This window comes from Butyrivibrio hungatei (genome assembly GCF_001858005.1).
Taxonomy (GTDB): Bacteria; Bacillota; Clostridia; order Lachnospirales; family Lachnospiraceae; genus Butyrivibrio; species Butyrivibrio hungatei.
This window is the reverse complement of record NZ_CP017831.1, coordinates 498098-515534: the sequence shown is the minus strand read 5'-3', so window position 1 is coordinate 515534 and position 17437 is coordinate 498098. Positions and strand designations below refer to the sequence as shown.

The following is a 17437-nucleotide window of genomic DNA, read 5'->3' as shown; positions in this document are numbered from 1 at the left end:
ATTTGACTAATTCTTGTTATCATCAATATTACACCTGCTTTCCACTTTCAGCTTCTCAAATTTCTTAATCATTGCTAATCCACAAATCGCCAGATATATTGTTGCCCCCGCCATAATCGACAACGGTACATAAAGATACGATTCTATCATTTTTTTTACGAATAATATTGCACCACCTTCTCCAATACATCCTAAAACAATATTAATCAAAAAAATAAAATCTACCCTATCGAGATATTTTATTCCAACAAAATTATATCCAATAGTAGTTATTAATTCAGCTATTATCGTTGTTATTGCCGCACCAACTATACCGAAATATGGAATAACGAGTATATTAAGGACCACATTACTTACACCTGCTACTACTGCTATTATAAGCATTTTCATTTCCAGTTTATGCGGGAAAATTATACATCTCGTCCAAAACCAATTAAGTATATTAATAATAAGTGCTATAGACAATAATTCTAACGATGGTTTTGCACCCAAATAATTTTTTCCAGATACAATTAGTATTACTTCTTTACTTAAAAAAAATAATCCTGTTGCTATTGGTAAAACTATGAATAAAGACAAATCCATAATCATGCCACTTACTTTTTTTTGATATGCTTCATTTCCACTTTGTGAAGCAATTCTCGGATAAGATGCTATAGCCAATGAAGCAATAAAAGAATCAATTATAGAATATATTTTTACTGCATTAGAATAGAGCCCCACATCATAATCAGTTGTCATTATACCCAACAGCGTTATGTCAGATTTAGCATATAAATTAATTGTAATCGTTGTAAAAAATATGATAGAAACGGACATTAAATGTTTCTTAAGTTCTTTTAAATCAAAGGAAAGATGAAATCTGACAATTTTTCGCGCATGCACATAATTATATGTAGTTATCAGCACTCTTAGCACCGTCATTATAAGTACGTATTTTATAATGTCGTTCTCGTTTCTAACAAATAATAGTACAAAAATGAAATTTACCAAATTTACCAAAACACTACGTATTGCTACTAATTCAAAGTCTTCCGCAATTGAATACATCCATTCCATGTCAAAAGGAACACACATTATCGTAATTGAATATATAACGAGAAGTATCATATGGTTGTTTAATGCACTCTTAAACACAACAGCCACACATACAAATAGTAAGTATGATAAAAAAGTAAATATTACATTTAAAGAAAAAATCTCTGATATAAATTCATTGAAGCTTCGCTTGTCATTCCTCCTTAAAGTACCTTCGCGTATAGCATATGAGCTAATTCCTAAGCCTGATAAAAGTACAAAATAATTAACTATTGATGCTATATAACTATACTTTCCCAAATTTGAAACTCCAATTGTTCTTGATATATACATATATAAGAAAAAGGAGCAAACAACATCTAAAACATTACATATCGCTATCCAAAAACTATTCTTTAATATTTTATTCACATTACCAAACCTTCTTAAAGTAGCACTCTGCACTCTCATTACTAATCATATGTCTTTGCTGCATTATTCATGCATGCGTTACTCTTATTAAATAAAAATATCATTCATTCCCGTTATTCATTTCCACAAATCATCAATATACTCTTGATACCACATCTGAAACACAAAGAAGCACCACAATGTGGCTTGATATCTATAACTATCACTTGTTTTAGTCAACATTATCAACTTTTTTACCCCATTCGAATCAAACAGACCTTGAATTTTTAGCGCACTTTCCTTGCAATAATTCATCAATTTTGTGTACAATGGTCCTAATAACCAATCTTTTATCGGTACACCAAAACCTGTTTTAGGCCTATTCATCATTTCCTTAGGAACATATTCATACAATATATCCTTAAGTATATATTTTTTCTCTCCATTCCGATATTTATATTCAATAGGTATTCTAAACGAATACTCCATTATTTGTTGATCTAATAGCGGTGTTCTTAACTCCAAAGAATACTTCATTGATGCTCTATCCGTTTTAACTAAAACTTCATCCGGAAGATATGTCATTATATCTAATAGCATTCTTCTTTGAAGTATATTATCAATCTCATTTAACCCTTTAGCATTTATAATTGGATTAACATAATCAATCGCTGAATCACACATTATTAAATCTGCCACTTTAGATCTCTTGTACTCTTCACCCTGATATAGTCTAGAATCATCCTCCATCCATAATAGCGAAGATAACTCTTCCTTACCAATCAAACTAAAAATATCCTGGATCAATGATGTATCAATCATTCTTAGTGGCGAAAACAACTTTCTATATTTAAGTAACTGAGTTAATTTATCATTTTTTGAATACCCAGCAAAAAATTCATCACCTCCATCTCCTGATAAAGCAACTGTAACATACTTCTTTGCATATTTTGAAACTAACATAGTCGCTAATTGAGAGGAGTCAGCAAACGGTTCATCATAATATATGCATACATCATCTAGCATTTCCATCAATTCTTCTTCGCGCATTATCATCTCATGATGATGTGTACCTAGATATTTCGCACTCTGTTGGGCATATATAGCTTCATTTAGTTTCGTATCTTCAAATCCAATGCAAAAAGTGTCTAGCTCCCCTTTAATGTCTTTAGCAATAGCCGATACTAGTGTAGAATCTATTCCTCCAGACAGAAAGCAACCAACAGGAACATCCGCTATCAGTCTTTCCTCAACAGATGCATATAGTAATTCTTTTAGTTCTTTCTTACATCTATTATAATCTTCTTCAATGCATTCGCTTAGTTTCTGATAAGAATGAACGGTGTCATAATAATTTACCACATTAAGTTCACCCTTTTTCCAAATCATATATTGACCTTTTTCAAGCTTGTATGTGTTTTCGAAAATGGTATAGGGTGGCAACACCGTATTATGAACCAAGTACTGTTTTATCACTTTTTTGCATATCTTTTTGGAATATGAAGGATATAACATGATTGGCTTTAACTCTGAAGAAAAAACAAAGTCATGGTCATGAGAATAATAATATAAAGGTTTCTCACCTGCCCTATCTCTTGCCAAAAAAAGTTCTTCTTTCTTCTTATCATAAATGGCAAACGCAAACATTCCATCCATCATATCCAACATCTTTGTTCCAAATTCAATGTATAAATACAATAATACTTCGGTATCACTTTTTGATTTGAAGGAATACCCTTTCTTTACAAGTTTATTCTTTAGCTTTTCATGATTATACGTTTCTCCATTATAAACGATTATATAATTGCCACTCCTATCAATCATTGGCTGGTGTCCAGCCTCAGAAAGATCTATAATAGATAGTCTTCTTTGTGCTAACCCTATATAATAGCCACAATCTGCTTCATATTCATAAATTCCACCATCATCAGGCCCTCTATGAATCATAGCATTATTCATTATCCATAAATTATCTGATGATATTTTCTGAGGGCTTAAATATCCACATATTCCACACATATATACACTTTTCCTACTCTATTATTTCCATCCACTGATTAACTATTTTATTTAAATTGTAATCTCTGGCTCTTTCAATACTTTTTTGTTTATATTTATCCATCAAGTCATTTGATGTCATCATATTGATGATTGCAGTTTCCATCATCTTCTCACTACTGTCCAATTCAATATCATAAGATATCTCACTTGTAAATCTCGGGATAATGATACCAAATTCTGCATATTCAATGGTTGTAGTTACATAATCACAATCTGTAGAAGGTGCTAATAATTCTCTAATACCAGATTCTCCATCCGATGAGATAATTGGTAAACCTAGTGCCATCGCATCCAAGAGAGCATTTGGGAACCCTTCATATAGTGATCCAAATAAATACACGTTTGCTTTATATAAATACTTATATGGGTTTATTTTTCGTCCCAGTAATATAACGTTATTTTCTAAATCGAACTCATGAATTATATTTATAATTTTGTCACTTAACTCTCCTTCACCGAGTATAACCAATCCGACATTATACCCTTTTTCAACAAGACTTCTTATTACTCTTATTAGATGCCATTGTCCCTTTTGAAGTGTAACTCTTCCATGCGTGACAAAAGTAAAATCCCACTTATCAAATAAAGTATTTAGTTTTATTTCAATTTCCTGTATGCACTTTTGTTTGATGTCTTCAATATCACAAGGATTATATATTGTTATAATCCTCTTAGAGTCAATACTTAACATTTGCAAAATATCTCTTCTAACTGAGTTTGAGACAGCAACATTGATATCAGCTTTTTTTATCGCATATCTTACTATTTGTAAAATATGTTGAGGATAATCACTTGCTGAAAGTTTAATTCTTGTAGAATTTATTATTTTTTCACCACTTCTAGTTATAGTATTATAAAAACTAGCTACTGGTAACATGGCAATTGAAGTTTGAATTCGATATTTTTTCTTAGTCACTGAAATAATAAAAATTTTTCTTAAAACCTGAAGTATTCTTAATATCATATTTTTATGATGTATTTTTTCTACAGATATAATTGTGACTCTAGAGTCTATGTAATATTCGTCCTTATTCCTCTCATCAACCAACACATACACTTTGTTATTTTCGTTATGACTAATCTGATTTGCTAAAACCGAAGTTACTTTTTCCGCTCCTCCTCCAGTAAGGGAATCGATAATAAATAAGATGTTCATATCACTCCTTAAGAAAATGTTCTATTACTTCTACATACTCTCCAATGCAGCATTTTACATCATATTTTTTTGATCTCATTTTGCTTTTTTCTGAATAATAAGATCGAACAGTTTCATTATTCAGTATATCGCACCAAAATAGCATACATTTATTTTGAGCTGCTTCCTCAGTACTCTTGTCTCCATAAATTCCTGGTTCAAACATGGGAAGCAAAATGCCATATTCTTCTTTCCTAGGTAAATCTTCACCTGCATCATCCAATTTCCCTACCAATATCTCTGATGGACCAGTAGGACAATCTGATTGCATCACAGGTAATCCACATACCATTGCCTCTACCAGAGAATTAGGAAAACCTTCAAATCTAGATAACGAAATATATGCAGTGGACTTAGCCAAATATGGAAAAGGATTCACAACTCGTCCAGCAAGCATAATCTTTCCATCAAGATTCAGCTGTCGGATATAATTCTGTAAATCTTCTTTCATATACCCGGTTCCTAACACTAAGAGTTTTGCATGAGGAATTTTTTCATTTACCTTTTTGAAAATTTCAAAAAGTTTTTTATAATTTTTTTGATAATCAAGGCGTCCTACTGCAACAGTAGTACTTTCATTGATAAAATCGGCTATTTTTTTGTTCTCAGGCTCACAAGCTGCTTTTTTTTCTATTTCATCTATATCAAAAATATTATCTACCACAAAAACATTATTAATATCAACCTTCATATCCCTAGCAATTATTTTTTTTTGCCTTTCGGATAACACAAATACTCCGTTGCTTTTTTCTACAGCTCGCTTAACTAATGGATATTTAAGTTTATCATTTATAGTGAAAAAATGCCCTTTCTCGTAATACACTCTTATGCTAATCATTTTTTTACACGAATGGTTAAATAATCCATTGAGAATATTGGGCATATCAAGGAAACTAATAAGCAAATCTATATTGTTATCTCTTATCTCTTTATTAAGTCTTATTGCCGAATTAATTGCCATCATAGGAAAATTTGAGGCATTATTTCCTAAATCAACTATAGTGCCTTTATAATCATAATCAATTGCCTTCAAATTATAAAGAAAAATGAAAACATTATAATAATCTGAAAGAGCAATAGAAAGCCTCCCTACTGCTCTTTCAGCTCCTCCGCCCGTCAATTTTCCTACAAATAATGCTATATTTTTTTTATTCTCATTTTTCATCCTAACACCTTTTCAGATGGGAGTATCAACATCTCGCCAAGTTTCTTATCCCATTCTTTTGGCTGAAATTTCATAAAACCGCCCCAAGTATAGAAAGTCATTTCACCAAACTTGATTTTTCCATCTATTAAATATACATCCACCCTCAAATATGGAATATCTTCTGCTAACTTCTCCGCGTAATATATCATTTCTTCCCACTGAGCTGGCTTTTTTGGTGTCACTTCTGCTGGTTTATAGTTGACATACCAATCTAACTTATTAAAATCTTTATCAAAATGATCATTTTTACGCAATTCATAGTCAGAATGAGCAATCCCTGTACAAATTGTAATAAAAGCTACTTTTCCATTAAAGCATGTGATTTTATATTCAATAGAATCCTTCTTACCTAATTCTTCAATCAAAGGCTCTGCAATTATGCGCGGTTTAACATTTTTGTATGGCCATTCCCTACCAATATAGAAAAAGTTTCTAGATAAAATCTTGCTTAATTTCTTTTGAGCTTTTTTTAAATCGAAGTCATCTTTATTTTGGCAAATAACTAATCCGCCACTATTATGTGTCGCTTTTAGAATAAACTTCTCAGGAAGCTCATTCATGTCAATATCTTCCACATTATCCCACACTGCAAGAGTAGGTATAATGCTGTCATCATTTCCCATTTTTTCTTCAACATATTTTTTGGCTTCATACTTATCTACCATAGTTGTAAAAATAGGTTTTCTATAGTATAGTTTCAACCACTGGAGTTTTTCGCATAATGTTGTAGGGGTTTCCAAATTAATCTCAGCCTTATAATATGCTCGCCATAATTTTTTTATATACTCCTCATCATTCATTTTATTGTATAAACCATATTTTGCCCCCATTAGTATTATCTGTTCTGGTTCATTAATAACTTTCTTTATTTTCTTAATTATGCTCATATTTATTTATCCTCTTTATCTACTACAGTATCAAAAACTTCTCTCCATCCACTAGTAGGAATAAAATGCCAAAAGTTTTCCTTATTTATCAGACTCAACTTTCCATTGTAGCATTCTATATTCGACACTACAAATGGATCAGTTTTTATCCCTACTGTATATTTTTCTAACTTTTGAGCCGTTTGTATTGTCGGAATTTTATCTATGTCTGCTCCCATAAATGAAGCAATAACCGTGTCAAATAAGAGTTGATTCTCGCCAACAGCAATTACGCCAAGTTTCTTAGGAGAAGGCATAACTGGTCCTTCTTTTTCTCCTGAAATGATCATATCAGCGACGATTACCACTTTTCGTTGAGGCGTTTCACATAGGTTTCCATCTTTATCCGCATATATCAAAATTTTGTTCAAATCATTTATAGTCCTACTAATTGTGTTATTGCCACTCCAACTACCTTCGCCAGGCTCTTTATAGATAATATTAGCAAGCACCTTAAATCCATATGCAAAAAAGAAAGCAGGTCTAGCAATCCAATACTTTTCTTCGCCCTCTTTCATATTTTTAAAATCATACAGCTTGTCACTCATTTCTCTTAGAATACTTTTTTTCTTGTATTCATCGCCGCCATTTTCAACGCTTCCAATAGTATGATGTGGCAGAAATTCTTTTCTTGCATTGATTCCAACCATATTCTTCATTGCAATTGTTACGCCTGCTTTTCGATGTGTCTTAGGCTTTGGCATATTAATTACAACATCAGCTGCCAAAAGATAATTTGAAACATAGTACTCATGCTTTTCCGAATTATGATGTGAAGCCAGTCTTCTAGGATCATAATTTGTTATTCTAAGTTTCTCTAAGGCTTCTTTGTCATCCTTAGAAAACTCACTATTATCAGCTAAATTAATGACCGTTCCAGAATGCTTATTTTCTATGGTTTGCTTGTGTGTTCCCATTACGATTTCAGATTTTAATTCTCGAAAATCCACAAGCTCGATATCGACTCCTTTTGCTTTATAGTAAGTAATTAAGTTTTCCAAACCGCTCTCTTTAATCAGTACATCAAATTTACATTCCTGCATAGGAGCGTCGCCAATTACTATTTTCCCTTTTCCATTTTGTGCTTTAATAACATAGTCAATTACAGGAGCTATAACAGATGGATGCGTAAACAAGCAATCTGTCCCTTCTCCAGACCTATTAACATCCATTACAAGATTTGGCTTTATCAAAACATTAGAGTTTTCGTTTATAAAATTGCCAAAAGGATTCCATTCCTTAGTGCCATAATGCTCAGCATCATAGCCAAAAATGTGTATTGCCTCTCTTACAGAATTGTAAACATCATTCTCAACTTCAGAAACTTCGTCAAAATAATATTCAGGATAATGTATAGAAGGCCTAAACAAGTACTCTTTCGAAGGATAACTAGTTTTCTCAGTTTTAAATATAGACACATCCGCTTTCATATATTATTTCCCCTGATTCAGATTAATATAACTTCCCATTTCATGCCCAAACTCTATTGGTTTAAACTTTTCGCATCCAGAACCATGATAAAGAGTTATCTCTCCAAAATATACTTTGTCATATATTACATACAAATCTATCCTTGCCTGAATAAGACCAGCAGATAATTTAGTGGCAATATCAAGCATTTCTTCCAAACACTTAGGTTTATCTATCTGATGATCCGGATTAGTAGGGTACTTAATCTGCACTGGTATATATCTCCAATCTGTTGTATAAAGATTACGTTCATGCTTAGTATATCTTCCAAAGTCCACCTGAATAACTTTTGGAACACCATCGAAGCAAAAAACCTTATAATCTTTTAGTTCTACACCAGATTCATCAACCATATATTTTTCAGCGTACACCTTAGGAACCAATCCTTTGTATGCCCATTCCCTTCCATGTAAATAGTAATCATGGTTCATTCTATTAGTTAAAAACCTGTTTGCATAGTGTATATCAAATGTTTTCTTATCATGACATATAAGAATACCACCACTATCATGTGTACACTTTAGCACAAACTTATCAGGAAGCTTGTCATAATCAATTTCTTCGCAATTATTCCACGGTCCGCCAACTATTGGAATAAGATACTTTTCACCAATGCGCTCAGAAACCCATTTCCTAACTTCAATCTTGTCTGCTAACTTATGATAAACAGGATTGTGATCATAAACCTTTATCCAATGTATCTTATCATTATAAGACTCAGGATTATCAAGATTAAGCCTTCTTCCATTAACTATCCTGTGCTGAATTATAGAAAAAGTTCTATCACTTAGCGGAGATAGTAGCATGTAAATTAAATGAATTATATTATCTTTAACAATTTTATTCATTTTCGTATCCTTTATTGTATATTAATCTCTTTGACTCTAATACTACTAATATCTTAGACTATTAAAATCCTTTATATATAAAATCTGCGGCGCTATAACCTTCTCCGTACTTACCATAAACAAGAACTATAACGAATAAAAATATCCAAATAATCCATCTGAAGAAAAGATTCTGTTTTGCTATCCACTCTCTTACGTCAATATTTTTTTGTATTTTAATAATTCCCGAAATAATAATAGTTAACAAACTGATAGTTATGATATTATAATCCAACTGTGTTAGTCCCATCTTCAAAAATGAACCGTCCCAAAAAATCCAAGGGTTAAACTCGGACAATGCATTAACATATACTATTTTTGTGTTAGTCCAGCTTCCTGCACGAAATGCAGCAAGTCCTATGATGAATATGATGAAAGTGCGTATATTTTGAAACAAATTCCAACTAAAACATTCTGTATTGATAGATAACAATAGCGTAATTTTTTTTAAAACAGGCTCAAATGCTTCTGACATAATTATGATTATTCCAAACCAAATGCCAACTCCCCATATATAATTAAATGAGCCCCCGTGCCATAAACCAATTAAAGCCCAAGTGAAACATAGACCTATCCATGATGGTATTTTTTTTCCAGTTTTTTTCCCAAAGCATTTTTTAGCACTTATACCAATTTTCTGAACCAAATCAGCCTTTATAATAGGATAAAATATATACGACTTAAGCCATGCGCCCAGAGTTATATGCCATCTTCTCCAAAACTCCGCGGTCGTTTTTGCAGAAAATGGAACATCAAAGTTCTCTGGTAATGTAATTCCAAACAGTTGTGATGCTCCCATTATAATATCAATGCATCCCGAAAAATCACAATATAATTGTAGCGTAAAAGCCGCAGCAGCCATCCATAAATATAATCCATGGTAAGTAATAGGATCCTCATAAATATAATTCACTAAAACAGCTAGTCTTTCAGAAACAACTAATTTTTTGAAAAACCCCCACAAAATTCTTTGTGCCCCAAAGCTAATATTCTGATATCTTAAATTATGACTAGAAATAATCGTTTCTTGACACTCCGTATATTTCATAATAGGGCCACTAACGAGAGTTGGAAAAAAAGACGAATAGGTAACAAACTTAAAAAAATTTTTTTGAACAGGTTGCGTCTTCCAATATGCTTCCAAAATATATGAAATTAAAGTAAGAGAAAAATAAGATACCCCTAATGGTGCAAACGTTCTTAATATATCCATTGGAATTTCTAATCCAAATGGGGATGTGAAATGATTTAAGAAAATGCCTTCCTTTAAAACAAATAAGCATCCCGCTTCAATTACAACCCCTATAATCATAATTTTTTTTCTTGCGTTTATTTGAGAAAATCTATCCAAAAAAATTCCTGATAAAAAAGCTATAGACATCATAACTGTCATTATGATGTCTGCCCATATACTATTGTTTAAAAATATAAAAATAATGTTAGCTGACAATAGTGCTACCCATCTTACTTTTTGCGGCAAAATATAATATATGATAGCTATTATCCCCAAAAATAACAAAAAAGCAAATGATGTAATTTCCATTTATTCAACCATTCCTGTGACTAATTATACTTTCCCGCCAGTTACCGGAATATTTACCCCAGTAACCGCATCTGCTCCATCAGACAAAAGATATTCAAATGCTGGAACCACTTCAGAAATCATTATATTCCTTCCTGCTGGGCTATTTGCTGCATTAGCTTGAATAATCAAATCCGGAACCTCAGATAAAAACTTTGTTTCCATCATATCAGGAGATACAGCATTCACAGTTATTCCCTTCCCTGCATATTCAATCGATAGTTCCCTCATTAAACCAAGAAGCGCATATTTAGGTACAACATATGCTGACTGATATTTTGGTGGCATGTTTAAAACCCCTGAAGTTAACATAAATACAATTTTACCATATTTCTGCTTCTTCATATGGGGTATAGACATCAATAGAATCTTTATTATTGATCTTAATGAAACATTTATGGAATCTTCAAAATTCCCTAAACATTCTTTTTCAAATTTAACATTATGAATTTTACCTGCAGCAAGATGAATTAAATGATCTGGGAGCAAATCATCTTCTTTCAGTCTTTTCATAAGAGCATCAATTTCTTCTAAATTTGACAAATCAACTTTTTGTGGCAAAACTTTATCCCCAAAAAGAGATTGTAGTTCTTGTATATTATCCGAAGAATGGTTATATATGGCAATTATATGTGAATAATTACATCCAATTTTTTTTAGTAGCTCTTTTGCAACATCAGAAGATGCTCCTGTCAACAATAGTTTTCTATTTTCCGGCATTTATCACACCAACTTTCATCTGGCCTCTTAATACTTTATTTCCTTCTTGATTTTTAATTTCCACCTTCATTACAAATCGTTGAACACAATCATCCAGCTCAATTACTTCACCAATAACCTCTAATAAATCTCCTGGAAATACTGGCTTCACAAATTTTGTTGTAACCTCCTGGATATAGCTATATTTTCCAGGCAAATACACACCAGCTAAAGTAGATAGAAAAGATGCCGTAAGCATACCAAAAGCCACCCTTTTATCAAATCCCGATGATTTTGCGTACGATATATCATTATGTAATGGGTTCACATCACCTGTGATATTTCTAAATGAGTCCAACATAGTCTCAGATATTTTTACTTCAAACTTTTCTTTCATTCCTACATAAAGATCTTTATACATATAACTATTCATATCACAACCTTGAAATAATAATGTCAACCATCTCGCCGACATTTTTCATATTATTTACTTCCCCCATATTAAATTTAATCTTGAATTTCTTTTCTACAGCAACAACAAGATTAATGTGTTCTAGAGAGTCCCAATCCTCAATATCATTTGCTGTCGTTTCCTCGGTTACATGAATTTCGTCATCATCAAAAACCTCCTGAAACACCTCGTCTAACGCTTTAAATATCTCTTCTCTGCTCATCTTTATTCCTCCACCATGATATATTTGTTTTTGTTATTGTAATCCTGTGTTAGATCTAATATCCATTTGGTATTACCCGTTTCATCTTCACTAACTTTTTTAAATCCCTGCAAATCATAAAAATTTACAACCATATGGTTTTTCTTTGTAGGGTAATAATACCCATAAATATTTTTTATTCCGCGATTTTGGCACTTTTTCACAAATGTATCCATCATTGCAAATTCCAAGTCTCGCTTAAGCACACGGCAACTCATTATCCAAAGATCAATATGACATTCATCACCAACAACATGTCCAATTACCACAGAAACCACGCCGTTATCCCCGAATTTATCTTCAAGTTTACCATAAAGCGTTATGTAGTTACTGTCTACAGCTGTCTGTTCGATTTCAGTTTGCGTATATCTTTTAGTAGTAAGGTTAAACTGATTGGATTTATTGGTAAGCTGCGCTATTCGCCCCATATATATAGTTTCAAATGCTCTAATCGTTCCTTTCATTTCTAATGACTGTAGATATTCTCCATAATCAGAAAAAGAGCTTTCCAGCTTCGTTCTGGCGGCATTTTCCTTATACATTTCATTACGTTTCAAATCATCTTTGGATAAAGTGGTAACCTCAAAAAAACCAGAACGGTCAATGATTTCTTCATAATGCGTAACATCATCCAGCTCAGGGGCACAAACACCCGGTAGCTGAGAAGTTACAATATGCCGCTCTGCAGGATTATCATCAACAAATACAAGGCTTTCAGGTAACAGATTAAGTTCACTTGCTATTTCAGCAAAATTTTTATCCTTTGGATTCCAATTGGCCTTTATTGATATAAAGTCATTTTCTTTAAATACGCTATCAGGATGATTTATTCCAGCAATTGCGTTTTCATAATCATTTTTTGAATCAATGTTTAATATAACTCCTATTTGCTGATGTGCCTTAAGATAATTCTGAAATTGAGTGTATGCTTGCCCCTCTGATTCTTCAGGGCCAAGTTCAATATTATCAACTCCATCATCGCCTATAACGCCACCCCAAAGCGTATTGTCAAGGTCAAGTACAAATCCTTTTTTGTTCTTGCCAAATATTGATTTGATAATATTAGCCACATTGAATGACAAATACGGTATAGCTGGGACAGCTATGGCATACTTATACATATGCCAGTAAAACTGATCAGACCATTTCTTTAATCCGTAATCCCCTGAAATATAATCCAAATCACATAAATAGAAATTCTCATGTTCCTGCGCATACTCAGCAAACTTCAGATTTAATCTGGACAGAAAATTTACTCCACCGTGGATATCGTATGCATCTCTATTGCCTAATAGCCTTGTAAACGGCATTTCAAAGTTATTTTGTATTATTGGGCACCCGTACTTCTCCGCTAATGATTTCCAGACAGATGTATACTTTGTCATCTCATTTTCTATAAGTTGGGCAATTTCATCTTCTGAATCACTAATTAATGGATATCGAATTATATTACGATTCGTAGTATATATATAAATTACATTTGGTTGAAATGCGTCCAACTCTGCATTTTCAAACATTGCGTCCTGATACCATTGATTGTATTCTGATTCATAAAACACTGGCTTTATACCATTGTTCAATAGAAATAGTTCCAAAACAAGAGTTATATCACTAGTCGTAGATCCCCCTAAAATTGCAATTCTCTTTTCTACGAAGTTGCTGGTATTTTGTAGTAGTTCTTTTTTTATTCGTTTCTTTTTTGAAATAATGTAATCCGCGTCAAATGGATACTCCAATTCCTTCATTTTTATAAATCCTTTCCGTTATTGAGATGATACCGCCAAAGACTGCACATATTGATTCCACAGCAATTCATCTTCCTTCCAATTACCAAAGTTTTCTGTTCTACGATCCGGCACATTATAGTGTGTTATTAAATAATCTGCCATATATTCCGTAAAAGTTTTTGCCCCCTCATAATTTGCATGCATAGGTTCTGCATAATCAACAGAATAATCCATTCCAATCTCATCAATGTGATCATTGCAATTTAAAAATGAAATATTATCATATGAAGAAACAATACTACTTATGTAATTATACTGTTGTTTTTCCTCAACAGTATATTCCGCTAATGGTACAACTACAAAAAGAACTTTATAATCCTGCGACGCGCAATAATCACAGTAGTCTCTAAGTAAGGATGTCGTATCGTCAGATAAAGGAAGCAATGTATCTTCATTTGTAAAACCATCGGGAACTGTATATGGCGTGCATTTATTTAAGTATCCAAACGAAAATCCTTTTAGATAGGTCGATCTAGTTCCATACACCTCACCAATTTTTGTCAGTAGGCTCCCTGGGCTAACTTCTTCATATCTATTGTGGTAAAAAAGAATTTCAAAATATTCACTTAACGGATCATTTATTTTTAATACATTTGCAGTTATTGCATTAAATCTATTAATTCCTTTAGGCATAGTGTCCACAACATTTCGAAAATGAGCGTCTTTGATTTTCTTTTGTCCGTCTTCATTTTCTTCAAATGTCCACTCATCTCGATATTGCCAAGCTCTTGCATCTACCACTAATACTCTAGGTTTTTGTTTCTTCATTATTTCTTCTGTAATTGCTTTAGACACATCTACATCAAATGATCCATAGGAAACATCATACGATGTAATGCCATAACTTTCATATGCAAGCATCGGCGCATAATAAGCATACCAAGCACTGCTCCCCAAGAAAACGGCATCTATTGAATTCTCTTTGTCGTAAAATATAGTTGTCAATAAAGTAGGTCTAAACTTTATAGACAAATACTCCGTTACGCAAATAATAATCAGCAAGAAAGCAACTATTCTTGTCCCAATCACAAATTTCTTCTTCATTAACTAAAGCCCCTTACTATCCCGGAATATCAATTTATAATTCCGGCATTTTTCATCCTATTCACTAAGTGGAAGTCTATAAATCTGCGCTTATAGATTTTGATTCAAAAAAGATATATTGCGCCCTTATAAAAATTTACCCATATTCCACGGCGAGCCCCTATACTGATTCGCCAAATATGTATAAAACAATGATTTGTCGCTAAAACGCTTCAGATTATCGTTCACTATTATAGGCCGTTATCAAACACATTCTCAATAGAAATTGTTAGATGTAGTGTCTTCTTTGTCCACTAACTTATACTAACAGCCTTTCAAATAACTCCAAATACTTGCTTGCAGTATTTCCCCATGAGAAGACCTCAGATACCATTTGAAAACTACATTCCCCCATTTTTACTCTTTTATCTTTATCTAAAACAAGCTCTATTATTTTCTCACCAAAACAATCTACTGCGGAAACTACCCCATTATTTGAAATCAATTCCTCGCTCCCCTGACACGGAGTCATGATTATTGGTAACCCATAAGACATGGCTTCAAGTACAACATTGGGCATCCCTTCTTTTCTAGATGGAAAGACAAAAATATCTGCATCAGTGTAGTACTTGGGAAGCTCACTTTTATTCTTTTGACCATGGAAACAAACTATGTCATCAAGCTTGTTGTTTCTAACTATATTTTCGAGTTCCGTTCTGTATGGTCCATCTCCAACAATATCAAAAACTATTTTTCGTCCTTTCTGCTCACATGCGCGTGCAACAGCTGGTAATTGTGAAAGAATGTCCTGAACTCCTTTTCTTTCAATGAGTCTTGAAACAAAAAGAAGGCGTACAGTAGATTCATCTGATTGGTGCCTATCCTCGCATTGCATTACTTCAGCACCATTAGGTATTATTCTGATATCATATTTGTCACAAAAGTCATATGCCATTTTCTGCAAGCCTTGGCTATTAGCAACTAGTGCATCCGCATTCTTCCAAATAAGCTTGATAGCTGGTCCAATCAGCTTATAGACTTTTGTAAATCTATCCTGAAATCCCGGAATATCACCTCCACCAAAACGAATTACATATGGCAGCCTATATTTCTTTTTGAGGTAATAGCCTATGGGGCCGCTTGGAATCCCAAAGAAAATCTGACAAATGTCGAATTTCTCCTTCTTCTCCAATTTGTCAGTAAATGCAACAGCTTTAAAGAGAAAATCTAGCATCTCTTTAAAGCTGCACTGTTCTAGTCGTGTTCTTTTAGATCTTAGCCTGTATATCTCAATATTCTCATCAAGATGTTCTTGCTCCGCTTCACCTTGATACCATACTGTTACAATGTGTACTTCATGACCTGCAGCACTATATTCTTTAGCTAAATGCATACATGCATTAGCTCCTCCTCCTCCAACAGGAGGATACTCATGGGATACAATTAGTATTTTCATTTATGCTTCTTTCTCGTTTGAATCATTACCATCAAAAGTCTCTATAGACTTGATACTATAAGATGTATCAACATGAACGCCATAATATGTCTTTATAAGGATCTCACTCATCAGGCCAAATACAATCATTATAAGTCCAATTATTACAAAGAAAATTGTAAGTAATGGTGGGAATATGTTATTGGACATCTTTCTTCCCATAGCAAAAAGTACAATTGACCAAATACCACAGCCAAATCCAAGCAGTTCAAAAAGAAGTCCTAAGCCTCCCAATAAATGCAATGGTCTTGTAGCAAACTTATTCCAGAACCACACTGAGATCATGTCTACAAATCCCTTGATAGTTCTCTTCCAATTATACTTAGTATATCCAGAAGTTCTTGCGCGGTGATTGACTACCACTTCACCAACAGTAAATCCTTTAATCTTGAGAATTGCAGGAATGAATCTGTGCTGTTCTCCGTAGAGATTTACACCCTTGAAGCACTCTTTCTTGTAAACCTTAAGTGAGCATCCTGAATCATGAATGCCATCATGAACGAGCATATATCTAAGTAGATTAGCACCTCTTGAAACGAAGCGCTTCATAAAAGTATCTTTTCTATTCTTTCTCCAGCCTGATACCACATCAACATCATTATCTTCCATATATTTGATCATGTTAGGAATATCAGCCGGGTCATTTTGTCCATCGCCATCCATAGTGACAATCAAGTCTTTGGTAGCAGCTTTGATTCCTGCGTCCATAGCAGCAGTCTGACCAAAGTTTTTGCGCATCTTAATGTATTTAAGCGGTCTTAAAGTCCTGCAGACTTTGTCTGTTCCATCTGATGATCCGTCATTCACAAATATAATCTCATAATCATATTCGTTCTTTTCACATACATCTTTTATTTCTTTATGAAGATTGGCAATGTTTCCTTCTTCATTAAAAACTGGTACTACTACTGAAATGCTATAGTTCATATTTGCATATTCCCTTCCAAATATTTAAAGTTATGAA

At 33.1% G+C, this 17437-nt stretch carries 15 protein-coding genes; all 15 read right to left on the bottom strand.

What is annotated here, in order from left to right; translation table 11 throughout:
• Positions 1–6 precede the first annotated feature (6 nt).
• On the bottom strand, positions 7–1449 hold the full coding sequence (locus bhn_RS02835) for an oligosaccharide flippase family protein (protein ID WP_071175275.1): 1443 nt from the start codon (positions 1447–1449) through the stop codon (positions 7–9).
• A gap of 117 nt (positions 1450–1566) precedes the next feature.
• The gene (gene asnB / locus bhn_RS02830) at positions 1567–3447 is read right to left on the bottom strand and encodes an asparagine synthase (glutamine-hydrolyzing) (RefSeq protein ID WP_071175274.1); all 1881 of its coding nucleotides are present in this window, start codon (positions 3445–3447) and stop codon (positions 1567–1569) included.
• A 13-nt stretch (positions 3448–3460) separates the two neighbouring features.
• Positions 3461–4645, bottom strand: coding sequence for a glycosyltransferase (locus tag bhn_RS02825; RefSeq protein ID WP_071175273.1), 1185 nt, complete (start codon positions 4643–4645; stop codon positions 3461–3463).
• A gap of 1 nt (position 4646) precedes the next feature.
• Positions 4647–5849 carry a glycosyltransferase gene (locus bhn_RS02820; RefSeq protein WP_071175272.1) on the bottom strand — a complete coding sequence of 401 codons (1203 nt, stop codon included), beginning with the start codon at positions 5847–5849 and terminating at the stop codon, positions 4647–4649.
• Entirely contained in the window at positions 5846–6778 is a 933-nt protein-coding gene (locus bhn_RS02815; RefSeq protein WP_071175271.1) for an ATP-grasp fold amidoligase family protein, read from the bottom strand. The genes bhn_RS02820 and bhn_RS02815 overlap by 4 nt, the downstream gene beginning before the upstream one ends.
• A 2-nt stretch (positions 6779–6780) precedes the next feature.
• On the bottom strand, positions 6781–8247 hold the full coding sequence (locus bhn_RS02810) for a DUF362 domain-containing protein (RefSeq protein ID WP_071175270.1): 1467 nt from the start codon (positions 8245–8247) through the stop codon (positions 6781–6783).
• 3 nt (positions 8248–8250) lie between these two features.
• The gene (locus tag bhn_RS02805; protein WP_071175269.1) at positions 8251–9135 is read right to left on the bottom strand and encodes an ATP-grasp fold amidoligase family protein; all 885 of its coding nucleotides are present in this window, start codon (positions 9133–9135) and stop codon (positions 8251–8253) included.
• Between the two features lie 61 nt (positions 9136–9196).
• Complete coding sequence (locus tag bhn_RS02800) at positions 9197–10717, bottom strand: MBOAT family O-acyltransferase (RefSeq protein WP_071175268.1); 1521 nt, start codon at positions 10715–10717, stop codon at positions 9197–9199.
• Between the two features lie 24 nt (positions 10718–10741).
• On the bottom strand, positions 10742–11476 hold the full coding sequence (locus tag bhn_RS02795; protein ID WP_071175267.1) for an SDR family NAD(P)-dependent oxidoreductase: 735 nt from the start codon (positions 11474–11476) through the stop codon (positions 10742–10744).
• Positions 11463–11852: a MaoC/PaaZ C-terminal domain-containing protein gene (locus bhn_RS02790; RefSeq protein WP_161487285.1), complete on the bottom strand. Its 390-nt coding sequence runs from the start codon at positions 11850–11852 to the stop codon at positions 11463–11465. Before bhn_RS02790 ends, bhn_RS02795 begins: the two co-directional genes overlap by 14 nt.
• 37 nt (positions 11853–11889) lie before the next feature.
• Positions 11890–12129, bottom strand: coding sequence for an acyl carrier protein (locus tag bhn_RS02785; RefSeq protein WP_071175265.1), 240 nt, complete (start codon positions 12127–12129; stop codon positions 11890–11892).
• A 2-nt stretch (positions 12130–12131) separates the two neighbouring features.
• Complete coding sequence (locus bhn_RS02780; protein ID WP_071175264.1) at positions 12132–13913, bottom strand: HAD-IIIC family phosphatase; 1782 nt, start codon at positions 13911–13913, stop codon at positions 12132–12134.
• A gap of 18 nt (positions 13914–13931) precedes the next feature.
• Complete coding sequence (locus bhn_RS02775; protein ID WP_071175263.1) at positions 13932–14999, bottom strand: hypothetical protein; 1068 nt, start codon at positions 14997–14999, stop codon at positions 13932–13934.
• Positions 15000–15297: 298 nt separating this feature from the next.
• Entirely contained in the window at positions 15298–16434 is a 1137-nt protein-coding gene (locus bhn_RS02770; RefSeq protein WP_071175262.1) for a glycosyltransferase family 4 protein, read from the bottom strand.
• A complete protein-coding gene (locus tag bhn_RS02765; RefSeq protein WP_071175261.1) occupies positions 16435–17400 on the bottom strand; it encodes a glycosyltransferase family 2 protein in 966 nt (321 codons plus the stop codon). It lies immediately after the preceding gene.
• Between the last annotated feature and the right edge of the window lie 37 nt (positions 17401–17437).